This window comes from Streptomyces avicenniae (assembly GCF_000719135.1).
Taxonomy (GTDB): Bacteria; Actinomycetota; Actinomycetes; order Streptomycetales; family Streptomycetaceae; genus Streptomyces; species Streptomyces avicenniae.
This window is the reverse complement of the sequence record NZ_JOEK01000002.1, coordinates 107,155-129,426: the sequence shown is the minus strand read 5'-3', so window position 1 is coordinate 129,426 and position 22,272 is coordinate 107,155. Positions and strand designations below refer to the sequence as shown.

The window sequence follows — 22,272 nt, the reverse complement described above, 5'->3', positions numbered from 1 at the left end:
CCGGGCACGAAAATATGTGGCGAAGTGTCCCGGATTGCAGCGAGCGAAGCCCCGTGGTGCGGGACGTGTCGTGAAGGACCGACCGAGCGGGTGACGCCCGTAACACATATGGAGTGCTTTGGGTAGAACTGGGCGACAGGGAACGCTTACCCCCGGACCACCGGGGGTAAGCCTGCCCCGTTCGCGTTACGTCCTACTGCTCGGATCCTTTACGGAGCCGGAACCAGTAGAAGCCGTGCCCCGCCAGCGTCAGCAGGTAGGGCAGCTCCCCGATCGGCGGGAACCGCACGCCGCCGATCAGCTCCACCGGCACGCGCCCGACCCAGGCGCGCAGGTCCAGCTCCGTCGGCTGGGAGAAGCGGGAGAAGTTGTTGACGCACATCACCAGGTCGTCGCCGTACTCGCGCAGGAACGCGAGGACGGACGGGTTCGACGACGGCAGCTCGCCGTACGTGCCGAGGCCGAAGGCGTGGTTCTGCTTGCGGATCTCCACCATCCGCCGTGTCCAGTGCAGCAGGGACGCCGGGGAGCTCATGGCCGCCTCGACGTTGGTCACCTGGTACCCGTAGATCGGGTCCATGATCGTCGGCAGGTACAGCCGTCCCGGGTCGCAGGAGGAGAAGCCCGCGTTCCGGTCGGGGGTCCACTGCATCGGGGTCCGCACCGCGTCGCGGTCGCCGAGCCAGATGTTGTCGCCCATGCCGATCTCGTCGCCGTAGTACAGGATCGGCGAGCCCGGCAGCGACAGCAGCAGCGCCGTGAACAGCTCGATCTGGTTCCTGTCGTTGTCGAGCAGCGGGGCGAGCCGCCTGCGGATGCCGATGTTGGCCCGCATCCGCGGGTCCTTGGCGTACTCCGCGTACATGTAGTCGCGCTCCTCGTCGGTGACCATCTCCAGGGTCAGCTCGTCGTGGTTGCGCAGGAAGATGCCCCACTGGGCGTGGGCCGGGATCTGCGGGGTCTTGGCCAGGATCTCCGAGACCGGGTAGCGCGACTCACGGCGCACGGCCATGAAGATCCGCGGCATGACGGGGAAGTGGAACGCCATGTGGCACTCGTCCCCGCCCTTGTCGTAGTCGCCGAAGTAATCGACGACGTCCTCCGGCCACTGGTTCGCCTCGGCCAGGATCACCGTGTCCGGGTAGTGCGTGTCGATCTCCGCCCGCACCGACTTCAGGAACTCGTGGGTCTGCGGCAGGTTCTCGCAGTTGGTGCCCTCCTCGGCGAAGAGGTACGGGACCGCGTCGAGCCGGAAGCCGTCGATGCCCAGGTCGAGCCAGAAGCGCAGCGCGGAGACGATCTCCTCCCGCACGGCCGGGTTCTCGTAGTTGAGATCCGGCTGGTGGGAGAAGAAGCGGTGGAAGAAGTACTGCTTGCGGACCGGGTCGAACGTCCAGTTGGACGACTCGGTATCGACGAAGATGATCCGCGCGTCCGCGTACCCCTTGTCGTCGTCGGCCCACATGTAGTAGTCGCCGTACGGTCCTTCCGGGTCCTTGCGCGACTCCTGGAACCACCGGTGCTGGTCGCTGGTGTGGTTCATGACGAAGTCGATGATGACCCGCATGCCGCGCTGGTGCGCCGCGTCCACGAACTCCACGAAGTCGGCCAGGTCGCCGAACTGCGGGAGCACGTCGGTGTAGTCCGACACGTCGTAGCCGCCGTCCCGCAGCGGTGACGCGAAGAAGGGCGGGAGCCACAGGCAGTCCACGCCCAGCCACTGAAGGTAGTCGAGCCTGGCGGTGAGCCCCTTCAGGTCACCGATTCCGTCGCCGTTGCTGTCCTGGAAGGAGCGGACAAGGACCTCGTAGAAGACCGCTCGCTTGAACCACTCCGGGTCCCGGTCGCGGGCTGGCGTGTCCTCGAAGGTGTCGAGAACCGGCTCATTGACGCTCATGGTGTGGGTGACCCTCCGGTCTGTGAGGACGGTCGCAGGGCCAGGATGTGGGCGGACGAGGCGTACGCATCCGCACGGCCCGGCTCAAGCCGCACATAGTTGTCCCTGCCCCAGTGATAGGTCGCCCCGGTGAGCTGGTCGCGCACCGGGAAGGGCTCGGCGCCGCCTTCCTGCGCTGGCGTGAGACCGCACCCTTGGAGTTGCGCCATATCCAACGAGATCGTCGCTTCGTGGGTGTGGTGCGGATCGAGGTTGACCACTGTCAGCACGCAGTCGGCGTGCGGTGTCCGGGCGCGCTTGGAGTACGCCAGGATGTGCTCGTTGTCCGAGGCGTGGAAGTGCAGATCGCGCAGCTGACGCAGCGCCGGGTGCCGCCTGCGCAGGTCGTTCAGCAGCGTCACGAGGGGGGCGATGCTGCGCCCCTCCGCCTCGGCGCGCGCCCAGTCGCGCGGGCGCAGCTCGAACTTCTCCGAACCGGCGTACTCCTCGCTGCCGGGCGCCGCCGCCTCGTTCTCGCACAGCTCGTAGCCCGCGTACATGCCCCAGGTCGGCGACAGCGTCGCCGCCAGGACGGCGCGCGTCTCGAAGGCCGCGCGCCCCCCGTGCTGGAGGTACGCGTGGAGGATGTCGGGCGTGTTGACGAAGAAGTTCGGCCGCATGTAGGCCGCGGCCTGGCCGCTCAGCTCGGTCAGGTACTCGGCCAGCTCGTGACGGCCGTTGCGCCAGGTGAAGTAGGTGTACGACTGCTGGAAGCCGATCTGCGCCAGCGTGTGCATCATCGCGGGACGCGTGAACGCCTCGGCCAGGAAGAGGACGTCGGGGTCGGTCCTGTTGATCTCGCCGATGACCTTCTCCCAGAACACCACCGGCTTCGTGTGGGGGTTGTCCACCCGGAAGATCCGCACCCCGTGCGCCATCCAGTGCCGCAGCAGCCGCAGCGTCTCCGTCACCAGGCCGGGGAGGTCCTGCTCGAACGAGATCGGGTAGATGTCCTGGTACTTCTTCGGCGGGTTCTCGGCGAACGCGATGGTGCCGTCCGCCCGCCGCCTGAACCATTCGGGGTGCTCCTTCACCCAGGGGTGGTCGGGGCTGCACTGGAGCGCGAAGTCGAGCGCCACCTCCATGCCGAGCGAGGCGGCGGTCGCGACGAAGTGGTCGAAGTCGTCGAGGGTGCCGAGGTCGGGGTGGATCGCGTCGTGCCCGCCGTCGGGCGAGCCGATGGCCCACGGGCTGCCCACGTCGTCCGCCCGCGCCGTCAGGGACCCGCCGGGGCCCTTGCGGAACGACGTGCCGATCGGGTGCACCGGCGGCAGGTAGACCACGTCGAAGCCCATCGCCGCGACGGCGGGCAGCCGCTCGGCCGCCGTGCGCAGCGTGCCGGAGACCGGCGGCCTGCCCCGGCGCACCCGGGCGCCCTCCGAGCGCGGGAACAGCTCGTACCACGAGCCGTACAGCGCCCGTTCCCGCTCCACCATCAGCGGCATCGGGCGCGAGGCGGTGACGAGTTCCCGCAGCGGGCTGCGTTCGAGCGCCGCCACGACGTCGGGCGCCAGCGCGGCGGAGAGACGTTCCTCCGCGCCGAGGGCCGGGTCGAGCAGGGCGCGGGCGGCGGCGAGCACCGTCTCCTTGCCGTCGCTGCGCGGGACGCCCGCCGCGGCGCGCCGGTACAGACCGGCGCCCTCCCGCAGCGTCAGTTCCACGTCCACGCCCGCGCCCACCTTGATCGCCGCCACCCGGCGCCAGCTCGCGGCCGGGTCGCTCCACGCCTCGACGGCGAACGTCCAGCGGCCCTCGCTGTCCGGCGTCACCTCCGCGCCCCACCGGTCGGTGCCCGGGGCCAGCTCCCGCATCGGAGTCCACGGCCCCACGCGGCCCTTCGGGTCACGCAGCACCACGTTCGCGCCCACCGCCTCCGCGCCCTCGCGGAAGACGGTCGCGCTGACCTGGAAGGTCTCGCCCGGCACCGCCTTGGCGGGGCGGCGCCCGCAGTCCACGCGCGGCTGGACGTCGAGGACGGGGATGCGACCGATCATCTGGGAATCACCTGGAGGTGTCGAAGGCGGGCCGGTGACGTCGTCCGGGGGACTTACCCCGGCTTGTGGGGATTTCGTCCTTTGTATCTTCTTTGCACGTGACTGGCTGGTTTCGAGCATGGCCGCTCCCCTGCGCGTTCACTCGGGTGGGGGTGGCGCATCGCTGCGCCCGCTGACGCGTCTGCCTTGGAGAGGCTTTCCGGACTTCGCGGGACCACACCGGTCCGCTTTCCGCCAAGACGTGCGAGGGGGCGGAAAAGGGGCCCGCGCGCGGGGGCCCGGCGGCCGGTGCGGGGCCGGGATCAGGGGGTGCGGACGGGTTCTGGACCAGTGTCGCGCCGTTCGTCGTCCGGGGCGTTGCGTCCGTATTTCCGGCGGCGCATGTTTTCGGAAAGGGGGTACGCGGGCGCGCGCCACGCCGTCGCCCGGCGGCGCCCCGCGCCCGCGCCGGGGTGTGACCGGGGTGTTGCGGGGGTGTGGAGCGCGCGTTGCCGGGGCGCGCGAAGCGTCTTCGATCTTGACAAGTTGCCCGTCCGGGAGGTGACTTGTCCGTATTTGTTGCCCACATCTCAGGTCGGTATCGCCGGTCTACGCGCAGTTCCCAGGCATGTGTCCGAGCAGTAATGTGCGGTCCACCGGAAGGCCCTACCACCGCCGACCCCCTGAGGTGGACGATGCGCATAGCAAGACCCAAGGCCGCGAGGATGCTTGCGGCGGCCCTGGCGATCGGACTGTTCGCGACCGCGTGCGCGAGCGAGCGGGACGAGGAGGAATCGGCGGACAGCACGGAGACCTTCGTCTTCGGCGCGGCCGGCGACCCGGCCTCCCTCGACCCCTCCCTCGCCAGTGACGGCGAGACCTTCCGGATCACCCGTCAGGCGTTCGAGGCGCTGCTGGAGCACGAGCCCGGCGGCACCGAACTGGTCGGCGGCCTCGCGGAGGAGTGGGAGAGCAACCCCGAGGGCACACAGTGGACCTTCCACCTGCGCGAGGGCGTCACCTTCCACGACGGCGCCGAGCTGACCGGCGAGGTCGTCTGCGCGAACTACGACCGCTGGTACAACTGGAGCGGCACCTACCAGAACCCGACGCTCTCGTACTACTGGGGCTCCGTCTTCGGCGGCTTCGCCGAGAACGAGAGCGAGGAGACGAGCGAGTCGAACTACGTCGGCTGCACCGCGCCCGACCCGCAGACCGCCGTCATCGAGGTCGCCGCGCCGTCCGCGAACTTCCCCGGCGCGTTCTCCCTCCAGGCGTTCGCCATCCAGTCCCCGAACGCCCTGGAGGCGTTCGCCGCGGACGACCCGAGCGGCGAGGGCGAGAACATCACCTTCCCCGACTACAGCCAGGAGGCCGGGACGGTCGCCGGCACCGGCCCGTTCCGCATCACCGAGTGGAACAAGAGCAACGGGGAGGTGACCCTGGAGCGCTTCGACGACTACTGGGGTGACCCCGCCGGGGTCGATGAGCTGGTCTTCCGCACCATCCCCGAGGAGGACGCGCGGCGCCAGGCGCTCCAGGCCGGGGACATCGACGGCTACGACCTCGTGGCCCCCGCCGACGTCGAGACGCTCGCCGCCGACGGCTTCGAGGTCCCGGTCCGCGGCGTCTTCAACATCCTCTACCTCGGCATCACGCAGGAGAACAACCCCGCGCTCGCCGAACCCGAGGTCAGGCAGGCCATCGCCCACGCCCTGGACCGGCAGAACATCGTGGACACGCAGCTGCCGGAAGGCGGCACCGTGGCCACCCAGTTCATCCCGGACACGGTGGACGGCTACTCCGAGAACGTCGCCACGTACGACTACGACCCGGAGCTGGCCCAGGAACTGCTGGCCGACGCGGACGCCTCCGACCTGAGCGTGGACTTCTGCTACCCGACCGAGGTCACCCGCCCGTACATGCCCGCCCCCGCGGACATCTACGAGCTGCTGCGGGCCGACCTGGAGGCCGTGGGCGTCACCGTCAACCCGGTGCCGCTCAAGTGGAACCCGGACTACCAGGAGACCACCCGCGCCGGTAACTGCGGCCTGTACCTCCTCGGCTGGACCGGCGACTTCAACGACGCCTACAACTTCCTGGGCACCTGGTTCGCCGACTACAGCCTGGAGTGGGGCTTCGAGGACCAGGAACTGTTCGACATGATGGCCGCCGCCTCGACCGAGCCCGACGTCGCGACCCGCGTCGCCGAGTACGAGGCGCTGAACGAATACATCATGGACTACCTGCCCGGCGTGCCGATCTCCAGCTCGCCCCCGTCCATCGTCTTCTCGCCCGACGTGAACCCGCCGACGGTCTCCCCGCTCACGCAGGAGAACTTCGCCGAGGTCTCCTTCAAGTAGCGCGCCGGTACGCACGGCCGACCGCCCGGTCACGGCACCCCCGTGGCCGGGCGGTTCGTGCGAGGGCCGCAGGACCGGCCAGGCCCCGGCCGGTCCCCGGAAGCAAGTGAGCCAGGCGAGCCAAGAGAAAGGCCAACCCTTCTGTGCTCCGTCTCATCGTCCGCAGACTGTTGCAGCTGATACCCACGCTGCTCGGCCTGTCGGTCCTCCTCTTCGCCTGGCTGCACCAGCTGCCCGGCGGCCCGGCGTCCGCGCTGCTGGGTGAACGCGCCACCGAGGAGGACCGCCGCGCCATCGAGGAGGCCCTCGGCCTCGACGACCCCGTGTGGGTCCAGTACGCCCGCTGGATGGAGCGGCTGGTCCGGTTCGACTTCGGCGAGTCCGTCCGCACCGGCCGCCCGGTGTGGGAGGAGTTCCTCCAGCGCTTCCCCGCCACCGTCGAACTCGCCTTCGCCGCCATGCTGATCGCCGTCGTCGTCGGCATCCCGCTCGGCTACTTCGCCGCCCGCAGGCGCGGCACCTGGCTCGACCTGACGGCCGTCTCCGGCTCGCTGATCGGCATCTGCATCCCCGTCTTCTTCCTCGGCTTCATCCTCCGCGCCGTGTTCGCCGTGAACCTCGGCTGGCTGCCCAGCTTCGGCCGCCAGTCCACCGGCATCGACGCGACGGAGATCACCGGCTTCTACGTCCTCGACGGCCTGCTGACCGGCGAGTGGGACGCCTCCTGGGACGCGCTCCAGCACCTCGTGCTGCCCGGCCTGGCGCTCGCGTCGATCCCGCTGGCCGTCATCGTCCGCATCACCCGCGCCAGCGTCCTCGACGTGCTGGGTGAGGACTACGTGCGCACCGCCGAGTCGAAGGGCCTGCGCCGCCGCGTCGTCCGCGGGCGGCACGTCCTGCGCAACGCGCTGCTGCCCGTCGTCACCACGGTCGGCCTGCTCACCGGCAGCCTGCTGTCCGGCGCGGTGCTCACCGAGTCGGTCTTCGCGTTCGGCGGCATCGGCTCCTTCATCCGTGACGCCATCGACACCCGCGACTACCCGGTCCTCATGGGCTTCATCCTCTTCATCGCGCTGCTGTACGTGGCGATCAACCTGCTGGTGGACATCGCCTACAGCATCATCGACCCGAGAGTCCGGGTGAACTGATGAGCAAGACGACCGAGAAGATCGACCGGCTCGCCGAGCTGACCACCCGTACCACCACCGCGTCCGGCGGCAGCCTGTGGACCGAGGCGCTGCGGCGCCTGCGCTCCAGCAAGATGGCCCTCGTCGGCGGCACGGTGATGGCCCTGTTCATCGTCATCGCCATCGTCGGCCCCTGGGTGGCCCCCTACGACCCGACCGCCCAGACCTGGCGCGACGAGGTCTTCACCAACCGCGGCGTCTTCATCGGCCCGCGCGGCGACAACTGGCTCGGGCTCGACCACCTGGGCCGTGACATGTTCTCCCGCATGCTGGTCGGCGCCCGCCAGACGCTGCTGGTCGGCGTCGTCTCCACCGTCCTCGGCTTCGTCGTCGGCGCGCTGGTGGGCGGACTGTCCGGCGCGGCCCTCGCGTTCGGCGGCAAGGCGGGGCAGCGCCTCGACACCGTCCTGATGCGCTTCATCGACATGATGCTCGCCCTGCCGTCGCTGCTGCTCGCGGTCAGCGTCGCGGCCATCCTCGGCCAGAGCCTCACGACGGTGATGATCGCGGTCGGCGTCATCCAGATCCCCGTCTTCGCCCGGCTCCTGCGCGGCTCCATGCTCGCCCAGGCCGGGTCGGACTACGTGCTGGCCGCGCGTGCCCTCGGCGTACGGCGCCGCCGCATCGTGCTGGCCCACGTGCTGCCGAACTCGCTCGGCCCGGTGATCGTCCAGACCACGCTGGCCCTGGCCACCGCCATCATCGAGGCCGCCGCCCTGTCCTACCTGGGCCTCGGCAACCCGGACGCGTCCCAGCCCGAGTGGGGCGTCATGCTCTCGCAGGCGCAACGGTTCTTCGACGCCGAGCCGATGATGGCCGTCTACCCGGCCCTCGGCATCATCATCACCGCCCTCGGCTTCACCCTCCTGGGCGAGGCCATGCGCGAGGCACTCGACCCGAAACTGCGGAGCTGACGCACATGCCCCTGCTCACCGTGGACGAACTGACGGTCACCTTCGCCGGACGCGGCGGCCCCGACACGACCGCCGTCTCCGGCGTCTCCTTCACCGTCGATCAGGGCGAGGTCGTGGGCCTGGTCGGCGAGTCCGGTTGCGGCAAGAGCGTCACCTCGCTGGCGCTGATGGGCCTGCTCCCGGCCAAGGGCGTGACGGTCGGCGGCACCGCCCGCTACACCGGCACCGGCACGGACGTCGATCTCCTCACCCTGCGCCGCTCCGCCCTGCGCGACCTGCGCGGCACCCAGCTCTCGATGATCTTCCAGGACCCGCTGTCGTCGCTGAACCCGGTCGTCCCGATCGGCGTGCAGGTCACCGAGATCCTGAGCCGCCACCGCGGGCTGCGCGGCGCCGCCGCCCGCAAGGAGGCCGCCGCGCTCCTGGACCGCGTCGGCATACCCGACCCGACGCGCCGCCTGAAGGAGTACCCGCACCAGCTGTCGGGCGGCATGCGGCAGCGCGCCCTCATCGCCATGGCCGTCGCCTGCGCCCCCCGGCTGCTGATCGCCGACGAGCCGACCACCGCGCTCGACGTCACCATCCAGGCGCAGATCCTCGAACTGCTGCGGGAGCTCGTGGACGACCAGGGCACGGCGCTGCTGATGATCACGCACGACCTCGGCGTCGTCGCCGGGCTGTGCGACCGCGTCAACGTGCTGTACGCGGGCAAGGCCGTCGAAGCGGCCGACCGGCACCGCCTGTTCGCCGACCCCGCGCACCCGTACACCCACGGCCTGCTCGGCTCCATCCCCCGGCTCGACGCCCCGCGCGGCGAGCGGCTGAACCCGATCCGCGGCTCCATCAACGACCGCATCGCGTGGGAGGACGGCTGCGCCTTCGCGCCCCGCTGCGACTTCTACACACCGCAGTGCCTCGGCGGCGCGCCGCCGCTCGCCGACCGCCCGGCCGACGGGGCCGCCGCGCCGCCCGAGGGCCACCTGGTCCGCTGCGTCCACCCGGTGCACACCACCGCCGAGGCCACGGAGGTCTCCCGATGAGCCTGCTCGAACTGGACGACGTCAAGGTCCACTTCCCCGTCAAACGCGGCGTGTTCTTCGACCGGACGGTCGGTCACGTCTACGCCGTGGACGGCGTGTCGCTGACCGTCGAGGCGGGGCAGACGTACGGCCTCGTCGGCGAGTCCGGCTGCGGCAAGACGACCCTGGGCCGCGCCGTGCTGCGGCTGAACGACATCACGGCGGGCCGCGTCGTCTTCGACGGCACCGATCTCGCCGCCCTGCCGTCCGAGGAGATGCGCCGCGCGCGCCGCCGCCTCCAGATGGTCTTCCAGGACCCGCTGGGCAGCCTCAACCCCCGGCAGAACATCGAGTCGATCCTCGCCGAGGGCATGGCCGCGCACGGCATCGGCGCCACGCGCGAGGAGCGCCGCACGAAGATCCTCGACATCCTGGACCGGGTCGGCCTGCCCGCGAGCGCCCTGTCGCGCTACCCGCACGAGTTCTCCGGCGGGCAGCGGCAGCGCATCGGCATCGCCCGCGCGCTCGTCCTCGAACCCGACCTGATCATCTGCGACGAGCCGGTCTCCGCGCTCGACGTCTCCATCCAGGCGCAGGTCATCAACCTGCTGGAGGAGTTGCAGGACTCGCTCGGCCTCACCTACCTCGTCATCGCGCACGACCTCGCCGTGGTCCGGCACATCTCGGACCGCATCGGCGTGATGTACCTCGGCTCGCTGGTCGAGGAGGCGCCGAGCGAGGTGCTGTACGCGGAGCCGCGCCACCCGTACACGCGGGCGCTCATGTCCGCCGTGCCGGTGCCCGACCCGACCGTCGAGGCGGGGCGCGAACGCATCCTGCTGCGCGGCGACCTGCCCTCCCCGGCCGCCCCGCCCACCGGCTGCCGCTTCCACACCCGCTGCCCCTGGCGCCAGCCGGAGCGCTGCGACACGGAGCGGCCCGTCCTCACGGACATGGGCGACGGGCACCGGGTGGCGTGCCACTACGCGGCCGAGATCGCCGCCGGGACGGTGCTTCCGACGCGCGACCTCGCGCCGCGCGTGCTGCGGGACACCGACGACACCGACGGCACCGGTGGTCCCAGTGCCCCCGCCGACACCGAGGGCACCGGCGGCGCGGAGGACACGGCGGGCACCGTGCCCGTCCAGAAGCCGCCGCCCGCCGCCGACCCGCAGGAGACGCCCGGCACGGGAGGCACCCCCGCCTGACCGCGCGTTTCCCGCCCGCCGACGCCCCGCCGTTCCCTGGTCCCCGGGGGTGGTTTACCGTCCGATTCCAGCCCATTTCGGTGGAAACCCGCCCACACCCCCCGGGGCCCGGCTACGGTCGGGACCGTGAAGGCCATTCGTCGCTTCTCCGTTCGCCCCGTCCTGCCCGAACCCCTCCGACCCCTCCAGGAACTGGCGCTGAACCTCCGCTGGTCCTGGCACCCCGAGACGCGTGACCTGCTGCGCTCCGTCGATCCGGACGCCTGGGTGACGTGCGGCGAGGACCCGGTACGGCTGCTCGGCACCGTGCCCGCCGACCGGCTGGCGGCCCTCGCCGCCGACCGCGGCTTCCTGCGGCGCCTCGGCGTCGCCGTCGGCGATCTGCGCGACTACCTCACCGAGCCCCGCTGGTACCAGCAGGCGGACTCCCGCGCGGGCGGCGATCTGCCGCGCGCCGTGGCGTACTTCTCGCCGGAGTTCGGCATCACCGCCGCGCTCCCGCAGTACTCGGGCGGCCTCGGCATCCTCGCCGGCGACCACCTCAAGGCCGCCAGCGACCTGGGCGCCCCGCTCATCGGCGTCGGCCTCCTCTACCGGCACGGCTACTTCCGGCAGAGCCTGTCGCCCGACGGCTGGCAGCAGGAGCACTACCCCGTCATCGACCCCCACGAACTGCCGCTCACCCCCCTCACGGAGCGGGACGGCGGCCGGGCCCGCGTCAGCCTCGCCCTGCCCGCCGGGCGCACGCTCACGGCGCAGATCTGGCAGGTCAGCGTCGGCCGCGTCCCGCTGCTCCTCCTCGACTCGGCCGTCGCCGAGAACGCCCCGGCGGAACGCGAGGTCACCGACCGGCTCTACGGCGGCGGCAGCGAGCACCGGCTGCTCCAGGAGATGCTGCTCGGCATCGGCGGCATGCGCGCCGTGCGGACGTACTGCCGCATCACCGGCCACGCCGCGCCCGAGGTCTTCCACATGAACGAGGGCCACGCGGGCTTCCTCGGCTTCGAGCGCATCCGCGAGCTGGGGGAGGCGGGCACCGGCTTCGCCGCCGCGCTCAGGTCCGTCCGCGCCGGGACCGTCTTCACGACGCACACACCCGTCCCCGCCGGGATCGACCGCTTCGGCGAGGAACTGGTCGCGCGCCACTTCGGCGACGGCGCCGAACTGGGCTCCCTCGACCCGGCCGCCCTGCTGGCCCTGGGGCGCGAGCCCGAGGCCCTCACCAAGGACGGCGAGGTCCCGCAGTTCAACATGGCGGTGCTCGGACTGCGCACCGCGCAGCGGGCCAACGGCGTCTCCGCCCTGCACGGCGACGTCAGCCGCGGCATGTTCGCCGGGCTGTGGCCCGGGTTCGACGCCGACGAGGCGCCCATCGGCTCGATCACCAACGGCGTGCACGCCCCGACGTGGACCGCCGACGCCACCCAGCGCGCCCGCGCCGCGACCACCCTCGGCGACCCCGAACTGTGGGAACTGCGCCGCACCCTGCGCGACCAGCTCGTCCAGGACGTCCGCGCCCGGCTGCGCACCTCCTGGCGGCAGCGCGGCGCCGGGCAGGCCGAACTCGGCTGGATCGACGACGTGCTCGACCCGGACGTCCTCACCATCGGCTTCGCCCGCCGCGTCCCCTCCTACAAACGCCTCACGCTCATGCTCCAGGACCCGCGCCGCCTCACCGCCCTGCTGCTCCACCCGGACCGGCCGGTGCAGATCGTCGTCGCGGGCAAGGCGCACCCGGCGGACGAGGGCGGCAAGCGGCTCATCCAGGAACTCGTCCGCTTCGCCGACGACCCCGCGATCCGCCACCGCATCGTCTTCCTGCCCGACTACGGCATGGCGATGGCCCGCAGCCTGTACGCGGGCTGCGACGTCTGGCTCAACAACCCCCTGCGCCCGCTGGAGGCGTGCGGCACCTCGGGGATGAAGGCGGCGCTCAACGGCTGCCTCAACCTGTCGGTGCGCGACGGCTGGTGGGACGAGTGGTTCGACCCCGACTTCGGCTGGGAGATCCCCACGGCGGACGGCCTGGCCGCCGCCGAGCCCGACCGGCGCGACGCCATCGAGGCCGCCGCGCTGTACGGGCTGCTGGAGGAGCAGGTCGGCCCGCGCTTCTACGACCGGGCGGGCGGACGGTCGGGACTGCCGGTCCGCTGGCTGGAGATGGTCCGCGCGACCCTGGACCGGCTCGGCCCGCGCGTCCTCGCCGAGCGGATGCTGCGCGAGTACATCACCGGCTACTACGCGCCCGCCGCCGTCGCGCACCGGGCGATGACGCCGGAGGCGGCCGGGGAGCTGGCCGCGTTCGCCGACCGCGTCGCGCACGAGTGGCCGCGCGTCGCGGTGGACCACGTCGAGACCGCGGGCGAACCGGCCACGCTCGGCGCCTCCGTGCCGCTGCGGGTCCGCGTCACGCTCGGGGACCTCGACCCGTCCGCCGTCGAGGTGCAGGCCGTCATCGGCCGCGTCAACGGGGACGACACGCTGGCCGACCCGCTCCAGGTCCCGCTGAAGGCGCAGGGCGGTCCCGACCTGTCGGGCCGCTGGACGTTCACCGGCGACCTGACGCTGCACCGTGCCGGGCCGTTCGGCTACACCGTCCGCGTCCTGCCCGCGCACCCGCAGCTCGCGTCGCGGGCGGAGCTCGGCATGGTCGCCATGCCGTCCGAGGACCACGCCGAGACCACCGGCACCCCCCTGCGCTGACCGGCCCGACACACGGCGGCGCCGCCCCCACCCGGGGACGGCGCCGCCGTTCCGTTCGCCCCGACGCCGCTCAGACCAGGCTCTCGCGCCAGGCGCGGTGCAGGTCGGAGAACCGGCCCGTGCCCGCGACGAGGTCGGCCGGGTGGCCGTCCTCGACCACGCGCCCCGCCTCCATCACGAGCACCCGGTCGGCGATCTCCACCGTCGAGAGCCGGTGCGCGATGAGCACGGCCGTCCGGCCGCGCAGCACCGTCTCCATCGCCTCCTGCACGGCCTTCTCGCCCGGGATGTCCAGCGACGACGTCGCCTCGTCCAGGATCACGACCGCCGGGTCGGCCAGCAGCACCCGCGCGAACGCGACCAGCTGCCGCTGCCCCGCCGAGATCCGGCCGCCGCGCTTGCGGACGTCCGTGTCGTACCCGTCGGGCAGCGCGGCGATGAAGTCGTGCGCCCCGATGGCGCGCGCCGCCTCCTCGATCTCCGCGCGCGTCGCGTCGGGCTTGCCGATCGCGATGTTCTCGGCGACCGTCCCCGAGAAGAGGAACGCCTCCTGCGTCACCATCACGACGCCGCGCCGCAGCTCCGCCGTCGTCAGGTCCCGCAGGTCCGTCCCGTCCAGCAGGACGCGCCCCTCGCTCGGGTCGTAGAAGCGCGCCAGCAGCTTGACCAGCGTGGACTTGCCCGCGCCCGTCGCGCCCACCAGCGCCGTCGTCTCCCCGGCCGCCAGCGTCATCCGGAACGCGGGCAGCACCTCGCCGCCCGTGCGGTACGCGAACCGCACGTCGTCGAAGACCACCTCGCGGCCCGGCGTCCCCGCCGCGCGCTCCGGGAGCCGCACCGGCCGCTCGGGCTCCGGCACGTCGGGCCGCTGCGCCAGCAGGCCCGAGATCTTGTCCAGCGACGCGACGGCCGACTGGTAGTTGTTCAGGACCATCGCGAACTGGTCCAGCGGGTCGTACAGCCGCCGGATGTACAGGGCCCCGGCCGCCAGCGCGCCCAGCGCCAGCTCGCCGGACGCCACCCGCTGCGCGCCCCACAGGACGATCGCCGCGACGGTGATCGCCGCGACGCAGCGGGACAGCACGATGAAGCGGCCCATCTCCAGGATCGTGTCCCCGTTGACGCGCTCGTGCGTGCGGTTCAGCCGCTCGAACGCCTCGTCGTTGGCCCGCTCGCGGCGGAACGCCTGCACGGGCCTGATGCCGCCCACCGTCTCGGTGAACTTCACGATCACCGCGGCGATCGCCGTGGACCGCCTGCTGAACCGCTCGGCGGACCGCCGCCGGTAGCTGCGCACCAGGAACCACAGCGGGACGAACGACACCACCGCCGCGACGCCGAGGCCGACGTCCAGGTAGAACAGCAGCCCGCCGATGTACACGATCGACACCATGATCATCAGCAGTTGCTGGAGGCCCTCGTTCAGCAGCTCACGCAGCGACTGCACGTCGCTCGTCGCGCGGGAGATGAGGCGGCCGGAGGTGTAGCGGTCGTGGAAGTCGAGGCTGAGCGCCTGCGCGTGCCGGTAGATCCTGCCGCGCAGCTCCAGCAGGATGCCCTGGTTCAGACGGGCCGTGAGCCGGATGAACAGCGCCTGGAAGCCGCCGCCGCCCACCGCGCACAGGAAGTAGGCGACGGCCACGGCGATCAGCGGCCCGTTGTCGTCCTCGCGCAGCGCCGGGACGGCGCTGTCGATGGCGTACGCGACCAGCAGCGGCCCGGCCTGCACCGCGGCCTGCTGCGCCAGCAGCACGACGGCCGCGACCGCCATGCGGGCGCGGTAGGGGCGGATCAGCGAGCCGAGCAGCCGCCGCGACGCGTCCTTCGGCGCCGGGAGGACGTCCCGGTCGAACGGGTCGTCCACGGGCTCCGTGTGCTCCCGCGCCGCCTCCGGGGGGAGTTCCCTGTCGTCCAGGGCGGTGGTCGTCATCGGACGCTGACCTCCGGCCGTTCCTCGTGCGGGACCGGCTCGCCGGTCATGAGATGCCGGTACTCGGCGCTGTCGCGGAGCAGGTCGGCGTGGGTGCCGACGGCGGTGATCCGGCCGCCGGACAGCAGGGCCACCCGGTCGGCGAGCTGCACCGTCGAGGGCCGGTGGGCGACGACCAGCGCCGTCGTCGTGGCCAGGACCTCGCGCAGCGCGGCCTCGACGCGTGCCTCGGTGTGCACGTCGAGCGCGGAGAGCGGGTCGTCCAGGACGAGGAAGCGCGGGTTGCCGACGACGGCGCGGGCCAGCGCGAGGCGCTGCCGCTGGCCGCCGGAGAGGCTGAGCCCCTGCTCGCCGACCTCCGTGGCCGCGCCGTGCGGCAGGGCGTGGACGAAGCCGTCCGCCTGGGCCACGCGCAGCGCGCGGTCGAGGTCGTCGGGGCGCGCGTCCTCGGTGCCCATGGCGACGTTCTCGTGCACGGAGGCGGAGAAGAGCGTCGGCTCCTCGAAGGCGACGGCGACCTGGCGCCGCACCTCGTCGCGGGTCAGCGTCGCGATGTCCACGCCGTCGAGCGTCACGCGGCCCGAGGTCACCTCGTGCAGGCGGGGCACGAGGCCGACCAGCGTGGTCTTGCCGCTGCCGGTGCCGCCGACGAGCGCCATCGTCTCGCCCGGCCTGATGTGCAGGTCGATGCCGTCGAGCGCGGGAGTGCTGTCCGGCGGCGCGTCGGCGAAGCGGAAGACGACGTTCTCGAAGCGCATCCCGTCCGCCGCGCCGGTGACGGACGGCGCGCCGTCGTACTCGCCGGGCAGCGGGGTGTCCATGACGTCGAAGAAGCGGTCGGCGCCGGTGGCCGCCTCGTTGCACAGCGCCAGCAGGAAGCCCATGGACTCGACGGGCCAGCGCAGGGCCATCGCCGTGGACATGAACGCCACCAGCGTGCCCGCCGTCAGGTTGCCGTCGGAGACCTGGATCACGCCGAGGACCAGCGCGAGGCCGACGAATATCTCCGGGATGGCCTGGATCACGAACCAGATACCGGCGAGCAGCTTCGCCTTGTGCATCTCGGTCTCGCGGAGCTGACCCGAGAGGGCCCGGAACGCCTCGGCCTGGCTGCGGTGCCGCCCGAAGCCCTTGATGATGCGGATGCCGAGGATCGACTCCTCGACCACCGTCGTCAGGTCGCCCATCTGGTCCTGCGCGCGCCGGGCGACGACGCTGAAGCGTTGCTCGAACAGGGCGCACAGCACGATGAGCGGCACGACCGGGCCGATGAGCACCAGCCCGAGCGTCCAGTCCTGCGCGAGCAGGATGACGACGCCGACGAGGATCGTCGCGGTGTTGACGATGAGGAACGTCAGGCCGAACGCCAGGAACATCCGCAGCAGTTGGAGGTCACCGGTGGCGCGGGAAAGCAGTTGCCCCGTGGCCCACCTGTCGTGGAAGGTGACCGGGAGGCGCTGGATGTGGCGGTACAGCGCCGAGCGCATGTCCGCCTCGACCCTCGTCAGCGGCCTGGCCACCAGGAAACGGCGCAGCCCGAACAGCAGCGCCTCCGCCACCCCGACGCACAGCAGGACGATGCCGCCCAGCCAGATGCCGCCCGTGTCCCCTTCACTGACCGGCCCGTCCACGATCCACTTGAGGATCAGCGGCATCGCCAGGCCCAGCGAGGCGGCGACCACGGCCACCCCGGCGGCACCGAAGACGCGTGCCCTGACAGGACGGACGTAGGGCCACAGCCGCAGGAGGGCGCGGACGACGGAACGTTTTCGGGCCGGGGGGACGCTGGGTTCGGCTGAGGCACACATCAGGTCGAGAGTACGGACCTGCACTGACACTTCCCAACGGGTTTTTTGTCCTAGATCGCAGGTCGTGCGTCCTTTCCGACCCCGGGACCCGCCGCCCGGCGCCGTTGTCGGTGGTGCCGCCTACGCTGGCGGGCATGAGTCAGCGAAGCGAGGTAAGGGAACTCCAGGCGGCCCTGCGGACGGCGTCCGACATCGCCTTCGAGGAGGACGTCCCGGCGGGGGCGCAGGCCGAGGCGCTGGTGGACGCGCTGCGTCGTGCGCTCGGGGCGGCGCAGTCGCTGAGCGACGGGCCGGTGGGCACCGGCTGCCGCGAGCATCCGCGCGGCGCGATCGACCCGCTCCACGGGGACAAGGACGATCCGCTGCCGCCGGGCTGGGGGAGGTGCCTGCTGTGCAACGACCGGCGTCGCCGTGCCTCACGGGGGCTCGCGGGCGGCCGTCGCTGACCCGGGCGAGCGGGGGAGTGGGGGAGCGGCGCCGGGGCCCGGGGGCCCGGGGGGTCAGGGACTCAGGTGGGTGGGCTCAGTTAGGTGGGCTCAGGGGAGCGGGACGCGCATCTCGAACCAGGTGGCCTTGCCGTCCGCCAGCAGATCGACGCCCCAGCGGTCCGACAGGTGGTCCACAAGGAAGAGGCCCCGGCCGCTGACGTCCAGATCCCGGACGGGCAGCAGGCAGGGCAGGGTGCGCGACGGGTCGCTGACCTCGACGCGGATCCAGCCCCTGCGGCGGCGGATACGCAGGCCGAACGAGGGCGCGCCCGCGTGCCGGACGGCGTTCCCGACGAGTTCCGAGACGAGGAGCACGGCGCTGTCCGTCAGGTCGGGCGGCAGCAGCCAGCGGACCCCGAGCAGCCGCCGCGTGAGCCGCCTGGCGCGACCGGCGGACTCGGGCAGGGACGGCAGGATCACCTCTCCGGCGGACGGGTCCTCGTCGGCCGAGAACGCCGCGTTCCTGATGTCCCTGGCGTCCGCCATTGTCGTCATGCGCCCCATCATGGCGTGCATATGCCGGACGCGTGGTCGCTTCCGGGGTATCGGAGGCGGACGGTGCCCCGAGGGGTGACGGATGCCGCTGTGACGGCCCGCATATGCCCTCGGCGAGGGCCCGCGTTCCCGTCCGCCCCGTCCGCACCGCCCGTCACCTGCCGGTCAGTTGAGGGGTCGTACGCCCGGTCGTCCGTCGCGAACCGACCACGCACGGACCCGGTGCTCTCACACGCCGGTCCGACGCGAGGGGCGTGGAACCCTTGATGCGGTCAGGCGTCGAGACCACCCCGACGCACCGAACCGACGAACGCGGCCCAGGTGGTCGCCGAAACCCACACCTCGGGGCCGTGCCCGGCGTCCTTCGTGTCGCGCGTGCCCACGGCAGACGCGACCCGCGCCACCTCAGCACACTCGCCCTGACCATTGCTGTAGGTGGACTTCCGCCATGCCGACGTGATGCACATGGGTCTCCCCGCATTCCCTCGGCGCGTCATGAACCGTCTGCGGGTACCTGCCCAGCAGCCAGCGGCAGGAACGGCGAGATCCGGACGAGACGGCGCCCCCGGCACCGGCACAGGGCTGGACCGGGGGCGTCTCATCTCGTGCGATCAACCTTCGAGACTGCCCCGCCGCACCGAACCGACGAACGCAGCCCAACTCTCACAGCTGGTCCACAACTCAGGGCCGTGACCGGTGTCCTTCGTGTCGCGCGCGCCCACAGCGGTAGCACAACGCGCCACCTCCACGCACTGACCCTCACCGTTGCTGTAGCTCGACACGCGCCAACGCACGCCCTTACTGCTGCTCATAGCTCCTCGCCGCCTCAGCGATCAGGCGCTGCGATGCCTGATCGTCCACTGCCGCATCCCAGATCTTCTGGAAAGCGGCCTCGAACCGCCTGACCTCATCAGGTTTATCCAGGTACAAGCCGCCCGTAAAGCCCTCTACGTAGACGGTCGGGGGCTCCGCCATCCGTCCTTCAGGGAACTGAAGGACGGTGAACGCACCGCTGAGCACTCCCGGGTTACTCACGTCGAAAGGTACAACACGCAGGTTCACGTTCTGATTCGCCGAGACGTACGCGAGGTGGGCCAGCTGCGTGGCCATCACCTTGGGCGCGCCGACAAGCTGGCGCAGCACGCACTCCGCCAGCACTATCCGAAGCGTCGGTGCCGACACAGGTCGCATCAGGATGGACTGGCGATCCATTCGCAGATGAACCCGACGCTCCACCTCGGATTCCGAGAGCGACGGACTGTGCGTACGGATGATCTCCGCCGCATAGTCCGTCGTCTGGAGAAGTCCGGGGATGAGCTTGTTCTCGTACCAGCGAAGTTCGGATGCCGCTTCTTCCAGCCCGACATAGAGGTCGAACCACTCCGGCAGTGCGTCGCCGTACGCGTGCCACCAGCCGCGTGCCTTCGTCTCGCGGGCGAGGCTCTTCAGCGCCTCGGTCAGATCGTTCGGCGCGCCGTACATCTCGCACATGGCGCGGACGTCCAGCACCCGCATCGCCACCTGCCCGGTCTCGATGCGCCAGATCTTCTGTTCCGACCACTCCAACTCCCGGGCCGCCGCCCGCACCGTGATGCTGGCCTGCATCCGCAGGTCCCGCAAATACCGGCCCAACTGCCTGCGTGGGACGGTCGATCCCGTCATGTGTTCCTCGACCACGCGCTCACCCCTCCATCAGTTGTGGAATACCCGGCGCCGTCCAAACGGAGGCTCCGAAAACACCGTTCCGCAACGGCGGTCAACACGTCGCAGTCAACAAGGGCGAAATCCCCATCCGACCCATTGCACCAGGACTGATTGCGCCGTCAGGGTGATCATACGTCGCCGAGCGTGCCTATTCGATCACGCTTGGTCCTGTCGGACACCAGTTCCGGAGGTCGCTCCGGGACATCGCGGAGCACGCCATGAGCACACCACCCCCCGAAGATCAGCCCTCTGATGGTCCCGAGGCTTCTGACGAGACACAGCCGTCGAAAGAGGTCGCCGAACTCGCCGCCAGATGCGCGGAGTTGAACGCGGCGATCGCGGCGCATCTCAAGCTTCTGAAAGGGATGTGAGGCGAAGGATGAGTGGTCCGCCGCAGGCGCGGCGGCACGTCCACCGGCCGTCGGGCCGCCACCGTGCCGCTGCCTCCGGACGACTTTTCTCGCGTCGCCGGATTCCCCCGACCTTGCTACAGCTCGGCCATGCGTTCGCGTCGCGGCCGTCCCAGCTCCTTCGACCGCACTCCGGAAGGCAGGCCCCGATGACCACCGTCAGCCCGTACATGAACGCCGCGCCCGGTGCGCCGGAGTGTGGGGAGGCGGGGGCGTGAGTCTCGTTCCGCGTTGCATGTACTGCGAGGCCACGGACGGGGCGCTCGTGCCGGTGGCGACCGTCGTCGGGGGGTCGGGGCCCGGGTGGACGCATCATGCCTGCCAGGCGTGCCGCGCCACCGCCCGGGTCGTACCGCTCGCCGCGCATCCGTGGACCAGTTGGGGCGAGGCCCACTACTGGCCGCGTCTCCTCCCCGGCAGCCTCGTCGCGCGGCTCGCCGCACTCGGCGACGGAGGACCGGAACTGCGCGCGGTGAGCGACCGCCTGTTCCCCGCACTGGCGCGCGCGGCCGACGACCGGGTACCGGTCGCCGAACGGGCCGCCTGCCGCACCGAGGCGGACGCCGCCGTGGACGCCCTGTGGGCGCTCGTCCGGCGTGCGGACCCGGCCGGACGGAACGGACCGGGCCGACTCACGCCGTGAGGAGGGCGTGGACGGCGGAACGGCCACCCGGCCGCCCGCCGTTCACCGCCGGGCGGTCACTGCCCGGCGCCCCACTCGTCCCAGTCCATGTTCCAGCCGTTCAGGCCGTTGTCGGGCGCGATCACGTCGTCGGCCGAGTTGATCACCTCGACGACGTCCCCGACCATCGACTGCGCGAAGAACCAGGCGCCGGGCGTGTCCGGGTCGTCCGCGCCCTGCTCGTCCTCCAGGCCCACGCAGCCGTGGCTGGCGTTGGTCGAGCCGAACGTCGAGGGCGGCGCCCAGTAGTTGCCGTGGATGAACGTGCCCGAGGTGGACAGCCGCATCGCGTGCGGCACGTCCTCGATGTCGTACTCGCCCTCGAAGCCGACCGTCGAGCCGTCCATGCGGGTCTCGACCAGCTTCTCGGTGACGACCATCCGGCCGTTCCAGGTCGGGGTCTCGGCCGCGCCCGTGGTGACCGGGAGCGTCCGCAGCAGCTCCCCGTCGCGCACGACCTCCATCGTCAGCGTGTCCACGTCCACCGTGCTCACCTGGGCGCGGCCGATCGTGAAGGCCACGTCCTCGCGCAGCGTCCCGTACACGCCGGGGGCGCCCTCCACGCCGCGCAGCCGGAACGCGACGCTCACCTCCGTGCCGGGCGCCCAGTACTTCTCCGGCCTGAAGTCGAGCCGCTGCGTGCCGAACCAGTGCCCGCGCACCTCGACGCCCGAGTCTGCCGTGACGCGGATGGCGTCCCGCACGGCGGCCGTGTCCTCGATCGGCTCGTCGAAGGTCACCGACAGCTCCATGCCGACGCCGACCTCGGCGCCGTCGGGGACGTTCCACTCGGTGCCGAACGTGGCGTCGGCCGCCACCGTCTCGAACGCGGCCGTCGCCTCCGCCGCCGCTCCCTCGCCGTTCTCCCCGGCCGCCGTGACGGTGTAGCGGGCGTCGTTGGCCAGGTGCTCGTCCGGCTCCCAGCCGGTGCCGTCCGCCGACAGCTCGCCGGGGACCTCCTCACCGTCAGGACCGGTGACCGTCACCCCCGTCAGGACGCCGTCCCGCGCCGACACGGCCAGCTCCCCCCAGGTGGCCACGTCCTGCGCGCCGTCGCCCGGCGCGATCGCGATCCGCACCGGCGGCGCCTCCGGCTCCTCCACGGCGGCCGGTTCACGGGGATCCCGCTCCGCGCCGCCCGACCCGCTGCACCCCGCCAGCGTCAGCGCCAGTGCCCCCAGCAGCGCCACGGCCGCGCCACCGCGCCGCCCCCGCCCCGAACTTCTCGCCACGTCCGGCTCTCCCCTATTCCCGCGCGGGCATCCCGCGCCACTTTTGCGGCCAGGTAATCACACCGCTACGGGTGGGGCTGCGGGGAAAACGTCACTGTTCTGCTGCAGTCAGGGCGGCGTCACCCGACCCTCCTGGCGGGGTCGTGACAAAATGTCACATTCCTGTCACCTGTGACCCACGGTCATGTCATGGGCCTCGGCGCGTGAGCGAAGGCCCGTC

At 71.7% G+C, this 22,272-nt stretch carries 18 protein-coding genes; 9 read left to right on the top strand and 9 right to left on the bottom strand.

Features of this window, described 5'->3' with window-relative positions; all coding sequences use genetic code 11:
- Nucleotides 1–193: 193 nt before the first annotated feature.
- Both treS and IF27_RS04620 read right to left on the bottom strand, forming a co-directional pair.
- Nucleotides 194–1,897, bottom strand: coding sequence for a maltose alpha-D-glucosyltransferase (gene treS, locus IF27_RS04625; RefSeq protein WP_052848033.1), 1,704 nt, complete (start codon nt 1,895–1,897; stop codon nt 194–196).
- On the bottom strand, nt 1,894–3,930 hold the full coding sequence (locus tag IF27_RS04620; protein ID WP_052848032.1) for an alpha-1,4-glucan--maltose-1-phosphate maltosyltransferase: 2,037 nt from the start codon (nt 3,928–3,930) through the stop codon (nt 1,894–1,896). The genes treS and IF27_RS04620 overlap by 4 nt, the downstream gene beginning before the upstream one ends.
- Before the next feature lie 674 nt (nt 3,931–4,604).
- On the opposite strand from IF27_RS04620, the gene IF27_RS04615 reads away from it, so the two are divergent.
- The 6 genes from IF27_RS04615 (at nt 4,605) to glgP (ending at nt 13,303) form a co-directional block, all read left to right on the top strand.
- The gene (locus tag IF27_RS04615; RefSeq protein WP_052848031.1) at nt 4,605–6,272 is read left to right on the top strand and encodes an ABC transporter substrate-binding protein; all 1,668 of its coding nucleotides are present in this window, start codon (nt 4,605–4,607) and stop codon (nt 6,270–6,272) included.
- A 143-nt stretch (nt 6,273–6,415) separates the two neighbouring features.
- Nucleotides 6,416–7,420 carry an ABC transporter permease gene (locus tag IF27_RS04610; protein WP_052848030.1) on the top strand — a complete coding sequence of 335 codons (1,005 nt, stop codon included), beginning with the start codon at nt 6,416–6,418 and terminating at the stop codon, nt 7,418–7,420.
- Entirely contained in the window at nt 7,420–8,373 is a 954-nt protein-coding gene (locus IF27_RS04605) for an ABC transporter permease (protein WP_052848029.1), read from the top strand. The genes IF27_RS04610 and IF27_RS04605 overlap by 1 nt, the downstream gene beginning before the upstream one ends.
- A gap of 5 nt (nt 8,374–8,378) precedes the next feature.
- Nucleotides 8,379–9,413 (top strand): ABC transporter ATP-binding protein, encoded by a 1,035-nt coding sequence (locus IF27_RS04600; RefSeq protein WP_052848028.1) that lies wholly within the window; start codon nt 8,379–8,381, stop codon nt 9,411–9,413.
- A complete protein-coding gene (locus IF27_RS04595) occupies nt 9,410–10,600 on the top strand; it encodes an ABC transporter ATP-binding protein (protein WP_110945549.1) in 1,191 nt (396 codons plus the stop codon). The genes IF27_RS04600 and IF27_RS04595 overlap by 4 nt, the downstream gene beginning before the upstream one ends.
- Before the next feature lie 126 nt (nt 10,601–10,726).
- Nucleotides 10,727–13,303, top strand: a complete 2,577-nt coding sequence (gene glgP / locus IF27_RS04590) for an alpha-glucan family phosphorylase (RefSeq protein WP_052848027.1) — start codon at nt 10,727–10,729, stop codon at nt 13,301–13,303.
- Between the two features lie 70 nt (nt 13,304–13,373).
- On the opposite strand, the gene IF27_RS04585 is transcribed toward glgP, so the two are convergent.
- On the bottom strand, nt 13,374–15,233 hold the full coding sequence (locus IF27_RS04585) for an ABC transporter ATP-binding protein (protein WP_110945548.1): 1,860 nt from the start codon (nt 15,231–15,233) through the stop codon (nt 13,374–13,376).
- Nucleotides 15,230–17,041 carry an ABC transporter ATP-binding protein gene (locus IF27_RS04580; protein ID WP_052848026.1) on the bottom strand — a complete coding sequence of 604 codons (1,812 nt, stop codon included), beginning with the start codon at nt 17,039–17,041 and terminating at the stop codon, nt 15,230–15,232. Before IF27_RS04580 ends, IF27_RS04585 begins: the two co-directional genes overlap by 4 nt.
- 134 nt (nt 17,042–17,175) lie before the next feature.
- On the opposite strand from IF27_RS04580, the gene IF27_RS04575 reads away from it, so the two are divergent.
- Nucleotides 17,176–17,487, top strand: a complete 312-nt coding sequence (locus tag IF27_RS04575; protein ID WP_052848416.1) for a hypothetical protein — start codon at nt 17,176–17,178, stop codon at nt 17,485–17,487.
- A gap of 90 nt (nt 17,488–17,577) precedes the next feature.
- On the opposite strand, the gene IF27_RS04570 is transcribed toward IF27_RS04575, so the two are convergent.
- The 4 genes from IF27_RS04570 to IF27_RS04560 all read right to left on the bottom strand — a co-directional run bounded on the left by IF27_RS04570 (nt 17,578) and on the right by IF27_RS04560 (nt 19,686).
- On the bottom strand, nt 17,578–18,024 hold the full coding sequence (locus IF27_RS04570) for an ATP-binding protein (RefSeq protein ID WP_052848415.1): 447 nt from the start codon (nt 18,022–18,024) through the stop codon (nt 17,578–17,580).
- Nucleotides 18,025–18,296: 272 nt separating this feature from the next.
- Nucleotides 18,297–18,491, bottom strand: coding sequence for a DUF397 domain-containing protein (locus IF27_RS04565; RefSeq protein ID WP_052848025.1), 195 nt, complete (start codon nt 18,489–18,491; stop codon nt 18,297–18,299).
- Between the two features lie 144 nt (nt 18,492–18,635).
- Nucleotides 18,636–18,836: a DUF397 domain-containing protein gene (locus IF27_RS29945; protein WP_110945546.1), complete on the bottom strand. Its 201-nt coding sequence runs from the start codon at nt 18,834–18,836 to the stop codon at nt 18,636–18,638.
- Nucleotides 18,823–19,686: a helix-turn-helix domain-containing protein gene (locus IF27_RS04560; protein ID WP_110945606.1), complete on the bottom strand. Its 864-nt coding sequence runs from the start codon at nt 19,684–19,686 to the stop codon at nt 18,823–18,825. The genes IF27_RS29945 and IF27_RS04560 overlap by 14 nt, the downstream gene beginning before the upstream one ends.
- Before the next feature lie 260 nt (nt 19,687–19,946).
- On the opposite strand from IF27_RS04560, the gene IF27_RS30850 reads away from it, so the two are divergent.
- Together IF27_RS30850 and IF27_RS04555 are read left to right on the top strand one after the other, a co-directional pair.
- Nucleotides 19,947–20,099: a hypothetical protein gene (locus tag IF27_RS30850; RefSeq protein WP_190232810.1), complete on the top strand. Its 153-nt coding sequence runs from the start codon at nt 19,947–19,949 to the stop codon at nt 20,097–20,099.
- A gap of 253 nt (nt 20,100–20,352) precedes the next feature.
- Nucleotides 20,353–20,781, top strand: a complete 429-nt coding sequence (locus IF27_RS04555) for a hypothetical protein (protein ID WP_190232809.1) — start codon at nt 20,353–20,355, stop codon at nt 20,779–20,781.
- 56 nt (nt 20,782–20,837) lie between these two features.
- On the opposite strand, the gene IF27_RS04550 is transcribed toward IF27_RS04555, so the two are convergent.
- Entirely contained in the window at nt 20,838–22,052 is a 1,215-nt protein-coding gene (locus IF27_RS04550) for a L,D-transpeptidase (protein WP_052848023.1), read from the bottom strand.
- Nucleotides 22,053–22,272: the final 220 nt, after the last annotated feature.

Bases quoted from the DNA above. Each gene is read 5' to 3' on its own strand.
- treS (WP_052848033.1), bottom strand. From the start codon at position 1,897: ATGAGCGTCAATGAGCCGGTTCTCGACACCTTCGAGGACACGCCAGCC.
- IF27_RS04620 (WP_052848032.1), bottom strand. From the start codon at position 3,930: ATGATCGGTCGCATCCCCGTCCTCGACGTCCAGCCGCGCGTGGACTGC.
- IF27_RS04615 (WP_052848031.1), top strand. From the start codon at position 4,605: ATGCGCATAGCAAGACCCAAGGCCGCGAGGATGCTTGCGGCGGCCCTG.
- IF27_RS04605 (WP_052848029.1), top strand. From the start codon at position 7,420: ATGAGCAAGACGACCGAGAAGATCGACCGGCTCGCCGAGCTGACCACC.
- IF27_RS04600 (WP_052848028.1), top strand. From the start codon at position 8,379: ATGCCCCTGCTCACCGTGGACGAACTGACGGTCACCTTCGCCGGACGC.
- IF27_RS04595 (WP_110945549.1), top strand. From the start codon at position 9,410: ATGAGCCTGCTCGAACTGGACGACGTCAAGGTCCACTTCCCCGTCAAA.
- IF27_RS04585 (WP_110945548.1), bottom strand. From the start codon at position 15,233: ATGACGACCACCGCCCTGGACGACAGGGAACTCCCCCCGGAGGCGGCG.
- IF27_RS04580 (WP_052848026.1), bottom strand. From the start codon at position 17,041: ATGTGTGCCTCAGCCGAACCCAGCGTCCCCCCGGCCCGAAAACGTTCC.
- IF27_RS04575 (WP_052848416.1), top strand. From the start codon at position 17,176: ATGAGTCAGCGAAGCGAGGTAAGGGAACTCCAGGCGGCCCTGCGGACG.
- IF27_RS04570 (WP_052848415.1), bottom strand. From the start codon at position 18,024: ATGACGACAATGGCGGACGCCAGGGACATCAGGAACGCGGCGTTCTCG.
- IF27_RS04565 (WP_052848025.1), bottom strand. From the start codon at position 18,491: ATGTGCATCACGTCGGCATGGCGGAAGTCCACCTACAGCAATGGTCAG.
- IF27_RS29945 (WP_110945546.1), bottom strand. From the start codon at position 18,836: ATGAGCAGCAGTAAGGGCGTGCGTTGGCGCGTGTCGAGCTACAGCAAC.
- IF27_RS04560 (WP_110945606.1), bottom strand. From the start codon at position 19,686: ATGACGGGATCGACCGTCCCACGCAGGCAGTTGGGCCGGTATTTGCGG.
- IF27_RS30850 (WP_190232810.1), top strand. From the start codon at position 19,947: ATGAGCACACCACCCCCCGAAGATCAGCCCTCTGATGGTCCCGAGGCT.